The sequence below is a fragment of the Paracoccus sp. MA genome (assembly GCF_020990385.1).
Lineage (GTDB): Bacteria > Pseudomonadota > Alphaproteobacteria > Rhodobacterales > Rhodobacteraceae > Paracoccus.
Map to the genome: position 1 here is coordinate 717,254 of NZ_CP087598.1, position 15,091 is coordinate 732,344.

At 67.4% G+C, this 15,091-nt stretch carries 17 protein-coding genes; 14 read left to right on the forward strand and 3 right to left on the reverse strand.

The genetic code is table 11. The features are described 5' to 3' along the window. The first annotated feature begins 57 nt into the window (after positions 1-57). Together LOS78_RS10635 and bfr are read left to right on the forward strand one after the other, a co-directional pair. A complete protein-coding gene (locus LOS78_RS10635; protein ID WP_084637777.1) occupies positions 58-348 on the forward strand; it encodes a bacterioferritin-associated ferredoxin in 291 nt (96 codons plus the stop codon). Next, positions 296-781, forward strand: coding sequence for a bacterioferritin (bfr, locus tag LOS78_RS10640; protein WP_028711919.1), 486 nt, complete (start codon positions 296-298; stop codon positions 779-781). Before LOS78_RS10635 ends, bfr begins: the two co-directional genes overlap by 53 nt. Positions 782-848: 67 nt before the next feature. Here bfr and LOS78_RS10645 read toward each other — a convergent pair whose 3' ends face one another. Beyond that, positions 849-1,523: an HAD-IA family hydrolase gene (locus tag LOS78_RS10645; protein WP_230378205.1), complete on the reverse strand. Its 675-nt coding sequence runs from the start codon at positions 1,521-1,523 to the stop codon at positions 849-851. A gap of 104 nt (positions 1,524-1,627) precedes the next feature. On the opposite strand from LOS78_RS10645, the gene glmU reads away from it, so the two are divergent. The 3 genes from glmU to LOS78_RS10660 all read left to right on the forward strand — a co-directional run bounded on the left by glmU (position 1,628) and on the right by LOS78_RS10660 (position 5,579). Continuing rightward, positions 1,628-2,968 (forward strand): bifunctional UDP-N-acetylglucosamine diphosphorylase/glucosamine-1-phosphate N-acetyltransferase GlmU, encoded by a 1,341-nt coding sequence (glmU, locus tag LOS78_RS10650; RefSeq protein WP_230378206.1) that lies wholly within the window; start codon positions 1,628-1,630, stop codon positions 2,966-2,968. Between the two features lie 3 nt (positions 2,969-2,971). After that, the gene (gene glmS, locus LOS78_RS10655) at positions 2,972-4,789 is read left to right on the forward strand and encodes a glutamine--fructose-6-phosphate transaminase (isomerizing) (RefSeq protein WP_230378207.1); all 1,818 of its coding nucleotides are present in this window, start codon (positions 2,972-2,974) and stop codon (positions 4,787-4,789) included. Positions 4,790-4,868: 79 nt separating this feature from the next. Then, positions 4,869-5,579: a DNA alkylation repair protein gene (locus tag LOS78_RS10660; protein WP_230378208.1), complete on the forward strand. Its 711-nt coding sequence runs from the start codon at positions 4,869-4,871 to the stop codon at positions 5,577-5,579. Here the strand turns inward: LOS78_RS10660 and LOS78_RS10665 are convergent. Next, entirely contained in the window at positions 5,567-6,115 is a 549-nt protein-coding gene (locus LOS78_RS10665; protein WP_230378209.1) for a hypothetical protein, read from the reverse strand. The two genes, LOS78_RS10660 and LOS78_RS10665, sit on opposite strands and share 13 nt — an antisense overlap. 122 nt (positions 6,116-6,237) lie before the next feature. Here LOS78_RS10665 and moaA point away from each other — a divergent pair, with 122 nt between their 5' ends. Then, the gene (gene moaA, locus LOS78_RS10670; RefSeq protein ID WP_230378210.1) at positions 6,238-7,272 is read left to right on the forward strand and encodes a GTP 3',8-cyclase MoaA; all 1,035 of its coding nucleotides are present in this window, start codon (positions 6,238-6,240) and stop codon (positions 7,270-7,272) included. Here moaA and LOS78_RS10675 read toward each other — a convergent pair. Next, the gene (locus LOS78_RS10675; RefSeq protein ID WP_028711926.1) at positions 7,269-7,622 is read right to left on the reverse strand and encodes a GFA family protein; all 354 of its coding nucleotides are present in this window, start codon (positions 7,620-7,622) and stop codon (positions 7,269-7,271) included. The two genes, moaA and LOS78_RS10675, sit on opposite strands and share 4 nt — an antisense overlap. Before the next feature lie 145 nt (positions 7,623-7,767). Here LOS78_RS10675 and uvrA point away from each other — a divergent pair, with 145 nt between their 5' ends. From uvrA to nuoE, 8 genes are all read left to right on the forward strand, one after another. Beyond that, positions 7,768-10,626 (forward strand): excinuclease ABC subunit UvrA, encoded by a 2,859-nt coding sequence (uvrA, locus tag LOS78_RS10680; RefSeq protein ID WP_230378211.1) that lies wholly within the window; start codon positions 7,768-7,770, stop codon positions 10,624-10,626. Further along, positions 10,623-10,994, forward strand: a complete 372-nt coding sequence (locus LOS78_RS10685; RefSeq protein WP_230378212.1) for a DUF4260 domain-containing protein — start codon at positions 10,623-10,625, stop codon at positions 10,992-10,994. The genes uvrA and LOS78_RS10685 overlap by 4 nt, the downstream gene beginning before the upstream one ends. Before the next feature lie 178 nt (positions 10,995-11,172). Further along, positions 11,173-11,538 carry an NADH-quinone oxidoreductase subunit A gene (locus LOS78_RS10690; protein WP_028711929.1) on the forward strand — a complete coding sequence of 122 codons (366 nt, stop codon included), beginning with the start codon at positions 11,173-11,175 and terminating at the stop codon, positions 11,536-11,538. Further along, entirely contained in the window at positions 11,538-12,062 is a 525-nt protein-coding gene (locus LOS78_RS10695; protein ID WP_028711930.1) for an NADH-quinone oxidoreductase subunit B family protein, read from the forward strand. Before LOS78_RS10690 ends, LOS78_RS10695 begins: the two co-directional genes overlap by 1 nt. Before the next feature lie 3 nt (positions 12,063-12,065). Continuing rightward, positions 12,066-12,689, forward strand: a complete 624-nt coding sequence (locus LOS78_RS10700) for an NADH-quinone oxidoreductase subunit C (RefSeq protein WP_230378213.1) — start codon at positions 12,066-12,068, stop codon at positions 12,687-12,689. Continuing rightward, on the forward strand, positions 12,686-13,117 hold the full coding sequence (locus tag LOS78_RS10705; protein WP_230378214.1) for a thioesterase family protein: 432 nt from the start codon (positions 12,686-12,688) through the stop codon (positions 13,115-13,117). The genes LOS78_RS10700 and LOS78_RS10705 overlap by 4 nt, the downstream gene beginning before the upstream one ends. A gap of 2 nt (positions 13,118-13,119) precedes the next feature. After that, positions 13,120-14,358 (forward strand): NADH-quinone oxidoreductase subunit D, encoded by a 1,239-nt coding sequence (locus LOS78_RS10710; RefSeq protein WP_230378215.1) that lies wholly within the window; start codon positions 13,120-13,122, stop codon positions 14,356-14,358. Continuing rightward, positions 14,358-15,077 (forward strand): NADH-quinone oxidoreductase subunit NuoE, encoded by a 720-nt coding sequence (gene nuoE / locus LOS78_RS10715; protein WP_230378216.1) that lies wholly within the window; start codon positions 14,358-14,360, stop codon positions 15,075-15,077. Before LOS78_RS10710 ends, nuoE begins: the two co-directional genes overlap by 1 nt. The last annotated feature ends 14 nt before the right edge of the window (positions 15,078-15,091 follow it).

Here is a 15,091-nt window from a genome sequence, read left to right on the forward strand (position 1 = left end):
ACTCAGGCTTTACTTATCCGAGGAAATGGGTAAGTTTTGCCCAACCGAGGTGAGTAAATGATCGTCTGCCACTGCACCCAGATTTCGGACCACGACATCAAGGCCGCCATTGACTGGATGCGTGCCGCGGACCCCGAAACGATCATCACCCCCGGCAAGATCTATCACGCACTCGGCAAGCGCGCCGATTGCGGGAGCTGTATGCCTTTGTTTCTGGACACCATGCGCGGATGCGATAATCTGGCCGTGCCCCCCATCCTTCGGGGGCTGAAAGCCAACCGCACAGGGGTAAGCCATGAAGGGCGACGCAAAGGTCATCGAGTATCTCAACGCAGCGCTACGGTCTGAACTCACCGCGGTCAGCCAGTATTGGCTGCACTACCGGCTGCAAGAGGACTGGGGTTACGGCAAGGTCGCCGACAAGTCGCGCGCCGAATCCATCGAGGAAATGCATCACGCGGATCGGCTGATCCAGCGAATCATTTTCCTGGAAGGCCATCCCAACCTGCAAAAGCTGGACCCGCTGCGGATCGGCCAGAACCTCAAGGAAACGCTGGAATCCGACCTGGCGGCCGAATACGATGCCCGCACCCTTTACATCGAGGCGCGGGAATATTGCGACAAGGTCGGGGATTACGTCAGCAAGAACCTGTTCGACGCGCTGCTGACTGATGAAGAGGGGCATATCGACTTCCTCGAAACCCAGCTGGGCCTTTACGAAGAGATCGGGGCGCAGAACTACGGCCAGCTCAACGCCAAATCCGCCGACGAGGCCGAATAGGGGCCGTCCCGTCCCGGGGGCAATTCCGCGCATCAGGGGGCCCGTCGCGGCCCCCTTTCACTTTGACTCAGGCCAGCCAGTCGGCGGCCAGCCGCGGCAGGTCGTCGAAATGCGCCAGCATCGCCTCGGGCGCCAGCCGGCGCAGCGCCTCGCCCTCGGGGCCGAAGGCGACCAGCGCGACCTTGACGCCGGCGGCGGCGGCGGTCCTGCGGTCGGTCTCGGTATCGCCGACCAGGAAGGATTGCGCCACCTTGCCGCCCGCCGTTTCGACCGCGGCCTGATAGGGGCGGGGATCGGGCTTGCGCACCGGCAGCGTGTCGGCGCCGATCATGGCCGCGAACCGGTCGCGGATGCCCAGTTCGCGCAGCAGCGTCTCGGCCAGCGCGGCGGGCTTGTTGGTGCAGACCGCCAGCCGGTGGCCGGCCGCTGCCAGCCGGTCCAGCGCCGCCTCGGCCCCGGGATAGAGCCGGGTGTGGATGGCGATCGCCTCGCCGTAATGGCCCAGCAGGCGCGGATAATCCTCGTCCTCGGCGCCGGGCGGCAGGATGGTGTCACCGGGCAGCCGCGCATAGCCCGCGCGCAGCATGGCGCGGCCGCCGTGAAAGGCGATCAGCGCATCCTCGATGGGATCCAGCAATGCGCCCAGGCCGCGGGCATGGAAGCAGGCATTGGCCGCCGCGATCAGGTCGCCGGATGTATCGGCCAGCGTGCCGTCCAGATCGAAGACCACCGTTCCCGCCATGCTGTAACCTTCCGTCAAGATGTTTGATCCGTCGGGGCCTTTCCCGACCGCCGCCCTCTAGGTAGAACGCCCGGCAAGGATAAGGAACAGGCAAGAGGGCAGAGATGACCGAGAAACCCGTCGCGCTGATCGTGCTGGCCGCCGGACAGGGCAGCCGCATGCAGTCGGACCTGCCCAAGGTGCTGCACCGGCTGGGCGGCGTGCCGCTGGTCGGGCACGCGCTGGCCACCGGCCGCCTGCTGGAACCCGAAGAGGTGATCGTGGTCGCCGGCCATGGCGCCGAGGCGGTGGCCAAGGCGGTGGCGAAGCTGGACCCCGAGGCACGCATCGCCCTGCAGGAAGAGCAGCTCGGCACCGCCCATGCCGTGCGCCAGGCCATGCCGCTGCTGGAAGGGTTCGAGGGCCGGGTGATCGTGCTTTACGGCGACACCCCCTTCATCGGCGAGGAAACCCTGGCCAATCTTGCCAGCCATGCCGCCGACGTGGTGGTGCTGGGCTTCGAGGCCGCCGATCCCGGCCGCTACGGCCGGCTGGTCACCGGCCCCGAGGGGCTGGAGCGCATCGTCGAATACAAGGACGCCGACGAGGCGACGCGCGCCATCCGCCTGGTCAATTCCGGCGTGCTGGCGGCGGATGCGGCGCTGTTGCGCGAATTCCTGCCCCGGATCGGCAACCGCAACGCGGCGGGCGAATACTACCTGACCGACATTCCCGAACTGGCCCGCGCCGCCGGCCACCGGGTCGAGGTGGTGACCTGCGACGAATCCGAGACGCTGGGCATCAACACCCGCGCCGAACTGGCGCAGGCCGAGGCCGCCTTCCAGGCCCGCGCCCGCGCCCGGGCGCTGGAGGACGGCGTGACGCTGAGCGATCCGGCGACGGTCTGGTTCGCCCTCGACACCTGCATCGGCCGCGACGCGGTGATCGGGCAGAACGTGGTCTTCGGCCCCGGCGTGACGGTCGAAAGCGGCGCCGAGATCCTGCCCTTCTGCCATCTGGAAGGCTGCCATGTCAGCGCCGGCGCCACGGTCGGCCCCTTCGCCAGGCTGCGGCCCGGGGCGGAGCTGGGCGGCGACGTGCATGTCGGCAATTTCGTCGAGATCAAGAACGCCGTGCTGGACGAGGGCGTCAAGGTCGGCCACCTGACCTATCTGGGCGACGCCCATGTCGGCGAGGCGACGAATATCGGCGCCGGCACCATCACCTGCAATTACGACGGCGTCGGCAAGCACCGGACCGAGATCGGCGCCCATGCCTTCATCGGCTCGGACACCATGCTGGTGGCGCCGGTGCGGGTGGGGACGCGGGCGATGACCGGCTCGGGCTCGGTCATCACCCAGGACGTGCCGGACGACGCGCTGGCGCTGGGACGCGCGCGCCAGATCACCAAGCCCGGCCTCGCCACGCGGCTGATGCAGGCCCTGCGCCAGAAGAAGGGGAACTGATCCATGTGCGGCATCATCGGCATTCTCGGCGATCACGAGGTTTCGCCCCAGCTGGTCGAGGCGCTGAAGCGGCTGGAATATCGCGGCTATGACAGCGCCGGCGTGGCGACGGTGGATGCCGAGGGACGGCTGGACCGCCGCCGGGCGGTGGGCAAGCTGGTGAACCTGTCCGACCGGCTGGTGCATGAGCCGCTGACCGGCCATGCCGGCATCGGCCATACCCGCTGGGCCACCCATGGCGCGGCGACCGAAGCCAATGCCCATCCGCATCGCCGCGGTCCCGTCGCGGTGGTCCATAACGGCATCATCGAGAATTTCCGCGAGCTGCGCGACGAGGTGGTGGCGCTGGGGCTGCAGCCGGAATCGCAGACCGATACCGAGACCGTGGCGCTGCTGACCGCCTGGCACATGGACCAGGGCCTGTCGCCGGTCGAGGCGGCGCGGGCGACGCTGGCGCGCCTGCATGGCGCCTTCGCGCTGGCCTTCCTGTTCGAGGGCGAGCCCGACCTGATGATCGCCGCCCGCAAGGGCAGCCCGCTGGCCGTGGGCCATGGCGAGGGCGAGATGTTCATCGGCTCGGACGCCGTGGCGCTGGCGCCCTTCACCGACCGGATCACCTATCTGGAAGACGGCGACCATGCGATCATCCGCCGTTCGGGCGCCGAGATCTTCGACGCCGAGGGCCGTCCCGCCAATCGCGAGATCCAGCAGATCGACGTGGGCGCGACCCAGATCGACAAGGGCGGCTACCGGCATTTCATGGCCAAGGAGATCGCCGAGCAGCCGGTGGTGTTGGGCGATGCGCTGAACCACTACATCAAGGGCGACCGGATCGTCCTGCCCGAGGCGCTGGATTTCCGCGACGTGGACCGTCTGACCCTGGTCGGCTGCGGCACCGCCTTCTATGCGGCGCATGTCGCGCGCTATTGGTTCGAATCGCTCGCGGGCCTGCCCTGCGACCTGGATGTGGCGTCCGAGTTCCGCTATCGCGAGCCGCCGCTTTCGCCGCAAAGCTGGGCGCTCTTCGTCAGCCAGTCGGGCGAGACCGCGGACACGCTGGCGGCGCTGCATTATGCCCGCGACAAGGTGGCGCGGACGGTCGGCGTGGTGAACGTGGGCACCTCGGCCATCGCGCGCGACGCCGACATCGCCCTGCCGACGCTGGCGGGGATCGAGGTCGGGGTGGCCTCATCGAAGGCTTTCACCTGCCAGCTGGCGGTGCTGGCGGTGCTGGCGCTGAAGGCGGCGCGGGATCGCGGCCGGCTGACGGAGGCCGAGCTGGCGGCGCATCTGGCGGATCTGCGCGCGCTGCCGGGCCTGCTGAACCAGGCGCTGGCGGTCAGCGACGAATGCCGCCGCCTGGCCGGCTGGCTTTCCGAGGCGCAGGACGTGCTGTATCTGGGCCGCGGACCGCTTTACCCGGTGGCGCTGGAAGGCGCGCTGAAGCTCAAGGAGCTGAGCTATATCCATGCCGAGGGCTACGCCTCGGGAGAGTTGAAGCACGGGCCCATCGCGCTGATCGACCGCAATGTGCCGGTGGTGGTGCTGGCGCCGCGCGACGGGCTGTTCGAAAAGACCGTCTCGAACATGCAGGAGGTCATGGCGCGGCACGGCCAGGTGTTGCTGATTTCGGATGTCGAGGGGCTGGCGACCGGCGGCCAGGGCGTTCGGGCCGGGCTGGCGATGCCTGCGGGCGGCGGGCTGTTCCAGCCGATCCTTTACGCGGTGCCGATGCAATATCTGGCCTATCACACCGCGGTGGCCAAGGGCACCGACGTGGACCAGCCGCGCAACCTGGCGAAATCGGTGACGGTGGAGTAGGGGGCTCTGCCCCCGCCCTCGCAGGCCCCTCGACGGGGCCTGCGAGGGCTCCCCCGGGAGTATTTGGAAAACAGAGAAGATGCGGGAACTGGACGAGCTGAAGGCGCGCGGCGATGCCGGCAAGGCGGCCGGGATGGCGGCCTATCACAAGGCGCCGCGGGTCTATCTGGGCGTCGCCGTGCCCGAGATCGACGCGCTGGCCCGCGGCTGGCGCGAGGGCAGGGATGTGCCGGCGCGGGTCGAACTGGCGCGTCGGCTCTGGGACAGCGACGTGCATGAGGCGCGGATCGCGGCGGCGAAGCTGCTGACCCAGGCGCGCATCCGGCCGGACGAAGAGGTCTGGCGGCTGATCGCCGGCTGGGTGCTGCAATTCGATGGCTGGGCGATCGCCGATCACGCCATGAAGGCGGGCGAGCGGCGGTTGCTGGCCGAGCCGGCGCGGCTCGACGAGGTCGCGCCGTGGCTGGATCATCCCAGCCTGTGGGTGCGGCGCGCGGCCCTGGTCGGGACCTTGCCCTGGACGCGCATCCGCAACCCCAAGCCGCAGGATCTGGAACGGCGCGAGCGGGTGCTGTCCTGGCTCGCGCGTCTGGCCGAGGACCGGGAATGGTTCATCCAGAAGGCCATTGGCTGGTGGCTGCGCGATCTCTCCAAGCATGATCCGCAGCGCGTCCGCGACTGGCTGGCGGCGGATGGGGCGCGGCTGAAGCCCTTTGCCCGGCGCGAGGCAGGGCGGTGGCTGCCCGAGAATCGCAAGGGCTTGCCGGGCGGCGGCGATCAGCTGCCATAGACCTCGATGGTGGGCAGGTCGGTCAGGCTGACGCCGATCAGCTGCAGCGCCGGCAGCGAGACCTGGCTGCCGCCGCTGGCCGGGCCGCCCATCGGGATCAGCCGCACCTTGGCGGATTTGCCGTTCGCCGGGTTCACGATCCGACCCTCCGATTCGGATTTCGCCAGCGGCGTCTTGATCCAGAAGCCCGGCTGCGACGGATCGCCGAGCGAAGCGATGGTGGTGCCGAGCCGGCGTTCCCCCGTGGTCGGTGCGGCGGCCGCCGCGGCCCTTTGTTCGCGCGTCGTGGTGTCGAATTCCGCCGCGGTGCGGGCGGCGGGCGCGGGGGGCGAGGCGGTGCTGAGCGTCTTGCCCGGCGTGCGCGGCGCCGTGCCGGTCAGGACCGGGCCCGAGATCACCGGCTGGCCGGTCGCGGGGTCGATCATGCTGTCCATCACCCGGCCGGCGGGCGCATCCCCCGTCTGCGGGCTCTGGGTGCAGGCGGCCAGAGCCAGCAGCGTCAGAGCGCCCAGAAGGCGCAGGATCGGCTTGGTCATGGGCGGTTCCCCTCGTCTTGCCAGTGCGGTCGGGTCGAGGCTAGACCCGCCGGCGCCTCTCTGTCCACCCGAGCTTCCATTCGTGGTTACGACAGTATTAACGGATCGGCCGGCTTGTGCCGATGCGGGCCCCGTCCTATCTTTGCGGCATGGACGCGCAGGCCCCGCTGATAGACCCCTTTGCCAGGCCGATCACCTATCTTCGGGTATCGGTGACGGATCGCTGCGATTTCCGCTGCACCTATTGCATGGCCGAGCACATGCAGTTCCTGCCCAAACGCGACCTGCTGACGCTGGAGGAACTGGACCGGCTGTGTTCCGCCTTCATCGGCCTGGGCGTGCGCAAGCTGCGCGTGACCGGCGGCGAGCCCCTGGTGCGGCGCAACATCATGGAATTCTTCCGCGCTATGTCGCGGCACCTGGGCGCCGGCCTGGACGAATTGACGCTGACCACCAACGGCAGCCAGCTGGCGCGATTCGCGGCTGAGCTGGCCGATTGCGGGGTGCGGCGGGTCAATGTCTCGCTGGACACGCTGGACGAGGAGCGTTTCGCCCGGATCACCCGCTGGGGCCGATTGCCGCAGGTCCTGCAGGGCATCGAGGCCGCGAAGGCCGCCGGCATGCGGGTTAAGATCAACACGGTGGCGCTGAAGGGATTCAACGAGGACGAGCTGTTCCGCCTGGCCGACTGGTGTGCCGCCAATGACCACGACCTGACCTTCATCGAGGTCATGCCCATGGGCGAGATGGGCGAGGAGCAGCGGCTTGACCAATATTGGGCGCTGTCCGACCTGCGCGACCGGCTGGCGGAACGCTTCACCCTGACCCCCCTGGCCGAGCGGACCGGCGGGCCGGCGCGCTATGTCCGGCTTGAGGAAACCGGGCAGAAGATCGGCTTCATCACCCCGCTGACGCATAATTTCTGCGAAAGCTGCAACCGCGTCCGCGTCACCTGCACGGGCGAGCTGTTCATGTGCCTGGGCCAGGAGGACCGCGCCGACCTGCGCGCGCCCCTGCGCGCCAGCCAAAGCGACGCGCCGCTGCGCGATGCCATCCGCGAGGCCATCGCCCGCAAGCCGAAGGGCCACGATTTCGACTATTCCCGCCGGCATGTCGCCGGCCAGGTCAGCCGCTTCATGAGCCATACCGGCGGCTAGGAGCTGGCCCCGTCCACCGCCTGGCTGGCCAGCGCGCGCGGATCGACCCCTTCCAGGCAATTCACGTTCACCGCCACCATCTCGGCCCCGTCCGGTCCGGTGCCGAAGGCATAGGATTCCACGCCGCAGGTCGGGCAGAAGCGGTGGTGGATCTGCTTGCGGTTGAACAGGTATTCCGTCACCGGCCCGTCGCTGGTCAGGTGGAAATCCGCCCGCGGCACGAAGGCCAGCACGAAGCCCAGCCGCTGGCAGCGCGAGCAGTTGCAGGTGAAGGTCTGGTCCAGATCGGCATCGACCTCATAGGCGACGCTGCCGCATTGGCAGCTGCCCTTGTAATGCTGTCGGCTCATCGGCGCCTCCTTTTGCGACTCACCTGCATGGTGGGGCAGGGGACCCGGCGCCGCAAGCAGAAATGTTCCCGAGTTGTTCCGTTCCGGGTTGCCATTTCGGCGCGGATGCCTATCTCATGCGCTTGGCGGAATCAGGACTGGCGCGATGGAACAGAAGTTCATCGAGGTTCGCGGCGCGCGCGAGCACAATCTGAAGAACGTGGACATGGACATCCCGCGCGACCAGCTGGTGGTGATCACCGGCCTGTCGGGCTCGGGCAAGTCCAGCCTCGCCTTCGACACCATCTATGCCGAGGGGCAGAGGCGCTATGTCGAAAGCCTGTCGGCCTATGCCCGGCAGTTCCTCGACATGATGGGCAAGCCGGATGTCGACCATATCAGCGGCCTGTCGCCGGCGATTTCCATCGAGCAGAAGACGACCTCGAAGAACCCCCGCTCGACCGTCGGCACGGTGACCGAGATCTACGACTACCTGCGGCTGCTTTTTGCCCGCGCCGGCACGCCCTATTCGCCGGCCACCGGCCTGCCCATCGAGGCGCAGCAGGTGCAGGACATGGTGGACCGGGTGATGGAGCTGCCCGAGGGCACGCGCGCCTATCTGCTGGCGCCCATCGTCCGCGACCGCAAGGGCGAATATAAAAAGGAATTCCTTGAGCTGCGGAAGCAGGGCTTCCAGCGCGTCAAGGTGAACGGCCAGTTCCACGAGCTGGACGAGCCGCCGACCCTCGACAAGAAATTCCGCCACAATATCGACGTCGTCGTGGACCGCATCGTCGTGCGCGAGGGCATGGAGACGCGGCTGGCCGACAGCTTCCGCACCGCGCTGGACCTGGCCGACGGCATCGCGGTGCTGGAAACCGCCCCCTCCGAAGGTGAAGCCGAGCGCATCACCTTCTCCGAGAATTTCGCCTGCCCGGTCAGTGGCTTCACCATCCCCGAGATCGAGCCGCGGCTGTTTTCCTTTAACGCGCCCTTCGGGGCCTGTCCGGTCTGCGACGGGCTGGGGGTCGAGCTGTTCTTCGACGAGCGGCTGGTGGTGCCCGATTCGGCGTTGTCGGTGGCGCAGGGTGCGATCGCGCCCTGGGCCAAGTCGAAATCGGCCTATCTGACCCAGACCGTCAACGCTCTGGCCAAGTTCTACGGCTTCGACAAGAAGACGCCGTGGAAGGACCTGCCGGAATCGGTGCGCCAGATGTTCCTGCGCGGCTCGGGCCAGGACGAGATCCCGTTCCGCTTCGACGATGCCGGCCGGGTCTACGAGGTCACCCGCCAGTTCGAGGGCGTGATCCCGAACATGGAGCGGCGGCTGCGCGAAAGCGACAGCGCCTGGGTGCGCGAGGAATTCGAGAAATACCAGAACAACCGCCCCTGCGGCGCCTGCGAGGGTTATCGGCTGAAGCCCGAGGCGCTGGCGGTCAGGATCGCGGGCGCGCATATCGGCAATGTCACCGAACTGTCGATCCGCGAGGCGCTGGCCTGGGTCGAGGCGGCGCCGAAGCACCTGACCAAGCAGAAGAACGAGATCGCCGCTGCCATCCTCAAGGAAATCCGCGAAAGGCTGGGCTTCTTGGTCAACGTAGGCCTGGATTACCTGACGCTGTCCCGCGCGGCGGGCACGCTGTCGGGCGGCGAAAGCCAGCGCATCCGCCTGGCCAGCCAGATTGGCTCGGGGCTGACCGGCGTGCTTTACGTGCTGGACGAGCCCTCGATCGGCCTGCATCAGCGCGACAACGACCGGCTGCTCGGCACACTGAAGGGGCTGCGCGACCAGGGCAATTCGGTGCTGGTGGTCGAGCATGACGAGGACGCGATCCGCCATGCCGATTACGTCTTCGACATGGGGCCGGGCGCGGGCGTGCATGGCGGCCAGGTGGTTGCCCGCGGCACCCCGGCCGAGATCGCCGCCGATCCCTGCAGCCTGACCGGCCAGTATCTGTCCGGCGCGCGCGAAATCGCCGTGCCGGCCGAGCGCCGAAAGGGCAATGGCAAGGCGGTGAAGGTGGTCGGCGCCACCGGCAACAACCTCAAGAACGTCACCGCCGAATTCCCGCTGGGCAAGTTCGTCTGCGTCACCGGCGTCTCGGGCGGCGGCAAGTCGACGCTGACCATCGAGACCCTGTTCAAGACGGCGAGCCTGCGGCTTAATGGCGCACGCCAGACCCCCGCGCCCTGCGAGACGATCAAGGGGCTGGAGCTGCTGGACAAGGTGATCGACATCGACCAGAGGCCCATCGGCCGCACGCCGCGCAGCAACCCGGCGACCTATACCGGCGCCTTCACTCCGATCCGCGACTGGTTCGCCGGCCTGCCCGAGGCGAAGGCGCGCGGCTACAAGCCGGGCCGCTTCAGCTTCAACGTCAAGGGCGGCCGCTGCGAGGCCTGCCAGGGCGACGGCGTCATCAAGATCGAGATGCATTTCCTGCCCGACGTCTATGTCACCTGCGAGACCTGCAAGGGCAAACGCTACAACCGCGAGACGCTTGAGGTGACCTTCAAGGGCAAGTCCATCGCCGACGTGCTGGACATGACGGTCGAGGACGCGCAGGAATTCTTCAAGGCCGTGCCCTCGATCCGCGAAAAGATGGACGCGCTGGTCGAGGTGGGGCTGGGCTATATCAAGGTCGGCCAGCAGGCCACTACGCTCTCGGGCGGCGAGGCGCAGCGGGTAAAGCTGTCCAAGGAACTGTCGCGCCGCGCGACCGGCAAGACGCTGTATATCCTGGACGAACCGACCACGGGCCTGCATTTCGAGGATGTGCGCAAGCTGCTGGAAGTGCTGCATTCCCTGGTCGACCAAGGCAATACGGTGGTGGTGATCGAGCATAACCTCGACGTCATCAAGACCGCCGACTGGATCATCGACATCGGCCCCGAGGGCGGCGACGGCGGCGGCCGCATCGTCGCCACCGGCACGCCCGAGGACGTGGCCAAGGTCGAGGTGAGCCATACCGGCCGCTACCTGGCGCCCATGCTTGGCGCCGCGCGCAGCCGGGCGGCGGAATGAGCCCGGTGCTGTGGCAGCGGGCCGAGGGCGCGGGACTGGCACTTGGCGGGCTCGCCGTCGCGGCGCTGGCTTCTCCGGGCTGGGGGGTGCTGGCCTGGCTGGCGATCCTGCCGGCGCCGGATCTGACGATGGCCGGCTATCTGGCCGGCCCGCGCACCGGCGCGGCGCTTTACAACCTGGGCCATCTCTATGCGCTGCCCTTCCTGCTGATGGTGCTGGGCGTGGCGCTGGGATCGACCGGGCTGATCGCCGGCGGCGGGCTTTGGCTGGCGCATGTCGGCTTCGACCGGATGCTGGGATACGGGCTGAAATCGCCCTCGGGCTTTCACGACACGCATCTGGGTCGAATCGGCCGGGAAGCCGAGTAAAATACCTTGAAAATCCCGTGCCGTGACCTGCGGTTTTCTCGCGTCGCAGCGGTTGCAAAGCCGGTCTGACGCGGGGTGGCACCGTTGACCATATCCGCGACCGGGGATAAACGGACCTTAGCCAAACCCATCGCGGGGCGCCAGTCGGGTTCCTGCGAGCGAAAGGGAGCCCAACCCAGTGGAATATCTGCTGCAAGAATACCTGCCGATCCTGGTTTTTCTGGGAATGGCCTCGGCGCTTGCCATCGTGCTGATTCTGGCGGCCGCGGTGATCGCCGTGCGCAACCCGGACCCGGAAAAGGTCAGCGCCTATGAATGCGGCTTCAACGCCTTCGACGACGCGCGGATGAAGTTCGACGTCCGCTTCTATCTGGTGTCGATCCTGTTCATCATCTTCGACCTAGAAGTGGCCTTCCTGTTTCCCTGGGCGGTGAGCTTCGGCAGCCTGTCGGACGTGGCTTTCTGGGGTATGATGGTGTTCCTGGCGGTCCTGACCGTGGGCTTTGCCTATGAATGGAAGAAAGGGGCGCTGGAATGGGCGTGATGACCGGCCTGAACACCGCGGGCGCCGACCGTGAATTCGCCACGGCCGAGCTGAACCGCGAATTGCAGGACAAGGGCTTCCTGCTGACCACGACCGAGGACATCATCAACTGGGCGCGCAACGGCTCGCTGCACTGGATGACCTTCGGCCTGGCCTGCTGCGCGGTCGAGATGATGCAGACCTCGATGCCGCGCTACGACCTGGAACGCTTCGGCACCGCGCCGCGCGCCAGCCCGCGCCAGTCGGACCTGATGATCGTCGCGGGCACGCTGACCAACAAGATGGCACCGGCGCTGCGCAAGGTCTATGACCAGATGCCCGAGCCGCGCTATGTCATCAGCATGGGCAGCTGCGCCAATGGCGGCGGCTATTACCACTATTCCTATTCGGTGGTGCGCGGCTGCGACCGTATCGTGCCGGTGGACATCTATGTCCCGGGCTGCCCGCCCACCGCCGAGGCGCTGCTTTACGGCATCCTGCAACTTCAGCGCCGCATCCGGCGCACCGGCACGCTGGTGAGGTGAGCCATGTCCGACGTCTCTGACGAAGCCCTGCTGGAACTGACCGAGCACATCTCCCTGCGCCGGGAAAGCGACGTGATCTCGACCCAGATCGCCTTTGGCGAACTGACGGTGAATGCCACGCTGTCGGGCGTGATTGGCCTGATCGAGTTCCTGCGCAACGATCCGAACTGCCGCTTCTCGACGCTGATCGACATCACGGCGGTGGACAACCCGGCGCGGCCGGTGCGCTTCGACGTGGTCTATCATCTGCTGTCGATGTATCAGAACCAGCGCATCCGGGTGAAGGTCCAGGTGCGCGAGGACGAGCTGGTCCCCAGCCTGACCGGCGTCTTTCCCGGGGCCGGCTGGTATGAGCGCGAGGTCTTCGACCTGTTCGGCATCCTGTTCTCGGGCCATCCGGACCTGCGCCGCATCCTGACCGATTACGGTTTCCGCGGCCATCCGCTGCGCAAGGATTTCCCGACCACCGGCTATGTCGAGGTGCGCTGGAGCGACATCGACAAGCGCGTGGTCTACGAGCCGGTGAACCTGGTGCAGGAATACCGCCAGTTCGACTTCCTGTCCCCGTGGGAGGGCGCGAAATACGTGCTTCCGGGCGACGAGAAGGCGCCGGAGGCGAAGAAGTGAAACCCGGCCTGACCCCCGGCGCCCGCGCCCGCTTCAGCATGACGGTGGCCGAGGGCGATACCGTGCGCGCGCTGTTCTCGGACCGGGGCGCCTTTCCGCGGATGCCGGCGGTCTTCGCCACGGCCAAGATGGTCGGGCTGATGGAATGGGCCTGCGTCGAACAGCTGCGCCCCTATTACGAGGAAGGCGAGGATTCGCTGGGCGTCCATGTCGATGTGGACCACAGCGCCCCGACCCTGCCCGGACAGGCGGTGACGGTCGAGACCGAGGTCGAGGAGATCGACGGCCGCTTCATCTGGTTCAAGGTCGTGGCCCATGACGGGATCGACCGCATCGGCGCGGGCCGGCACCGCCGCGCGCTGATCAACACCGCGAAATTCAACGACCGGCTCGAGGCGAAGCGCGCCAAGGCCGGGCTGGAGGGATGACCATGGACGGCGACATCCGCAAGAACAGCTATGACGACGGCTCGATGGACGCCCTGACCGGCGAGCAGAGCATCCGCAACTTCAACATCAATTTCGGTCCGCAGCACCCGGCTGCCCATGGCGTGCTGCGCATGGTGCTGGAGCTGGACGGCGAGATCGTCGAGCGCGCCGACCCGCATATCGGCCTGCTGCATCGCGGCACCGAGAAGCTGATGGAAAGCCGCACCTACCTGCAGAACCTGCCCTATCTGGACCGGCTCGACTACGTGGCGCCGATGAATCAGGAACATGCCTGGTGCCTGGCCATCGAGCGGCTGACCGGCACCACGATTCCGCGCCGGGCCAGCCTGATCCGGGTGCTTTACTCCGAAATCGGCCGCATCCTGAACCACCTGATGGGCATCACCACCGGCGCCCTGGACGTGGGCGCGCTGACGCCGCCGCTCTGGGGCTTCGAGGCGCGCGAAGAACTGATGGTGTTCTACGAACGCGCCTGCGGGGCGCGGCTGCATGCCGCCTATTTCCGTCCCGGCGGCGTGCATCAGGACCTGCCGCCCGCCCTGCTGGACGATATCGAGGAATGGTGCGAGCGTTTTCCGAAGCTGGTCGACGACCTCGACACGCTGCTGACCGAGAACCGCATCTTCAAGCAGCGGCTGGTCGATATCGGCATCGTGACCGAGGAGGACGCGCTGGACTGGGGCTATAGCGGCGTCATGGTGCGCGGCTCGGGCCTGGCCTGGGACCTGCGGCGGGCGCAGCCCTATGAATGCTATGACGAATTCGACTTCCAGATCCCCGTGGGCAGGAATGGCGACTGCTATGACCGCTATCTGTGCCGCATGGCCGAGATGCGCGAATCCTGCAAGATCATGCAGCAGGCGGTGCAGAAGCTGCGCGCCGAGCCGGCCGGCGACGTGCTGGCCCGCGGCAAGCTGACGCCGCCGAAGCGCGCCGACATGAAGCGCGACATGGAAGCCCTGATCCATCACTTCAAGCTTTACACCGAGGGCTTCCGGGTCCCGGCGGGCGAGGTCTATGCCGCCGTCGAGGCCCCCAAGGGCGAGTTCGGCGTCTATCTGGTCGCCGACGGCACCAACAAGCCCTGGCGCGCCAAGCTGCGCGCGCCCGGTTTCGCGCATCTGCAGTCGATCGACTGGATGTCGCGCGGCCACATGCTGGCCGACGTTCCGGCGATCATCGCCACGCTCGACATCGTTTTCGGAGAGGTTGACCGCTGATGCTGCGCCGTCTGTCCCCCATCCAGCCGGACTCTTTCGAGTTCACCCCCGCGAACCTGGAATGGGCCCGCGCCCAGATGACCAAATACCCGGAGGGCCGCCAGCAATCGGCGATCATCCCGGTCCTGTGGCGTGCCCAGGAACAGGAGGGCTGGCTGAGCCGTCCCGCCATCGAATATTGCGCCGACCTGCTGGGCATGCCCTATATCCGGGCGCTGGAGGTCGCGACCTTCTATTTCATGTTCCAGCTCTATCCGGTCGGCACCGTCGCCCATATCCAGATCTGCGGCACCACGACCTGCATGATCTGCGGCGCCGAGGACCTGATCCGGGTCTGCAAGGAAAAGATCGCGCCGGCGCCGCACACGCTTTCGGCCGATGGCCGGTTCTCGTGGGAGGAGGTCGAATGCCTCGGGGCCTGCACCAACGCGCCCATGGCCCAGATCGGCAAGGATTTCTACGAGGACCTGACCGCCGAGAAGCTTTCGGCGCTGATCGACCGTTTCGCCGCGGGCGAGGTGCCGGTGCCGGGCCCGCAGAACGGCCGCTTCTCGGCCGAGGCCCTGAGCGGTCCGACCGCGCTGGCCGACCTGAAGGGCGGCGAGCAGTATAACGGCAGCGTGGCGCTGGCGGTGCGGCTTGGCGACACGGTCAAGCGCATCGACGGGACCGAGGTTCCGGTCACCACGCCTTGGCTTGCGACGCAGAACGGCGCTTAATCGTTACGGGACAG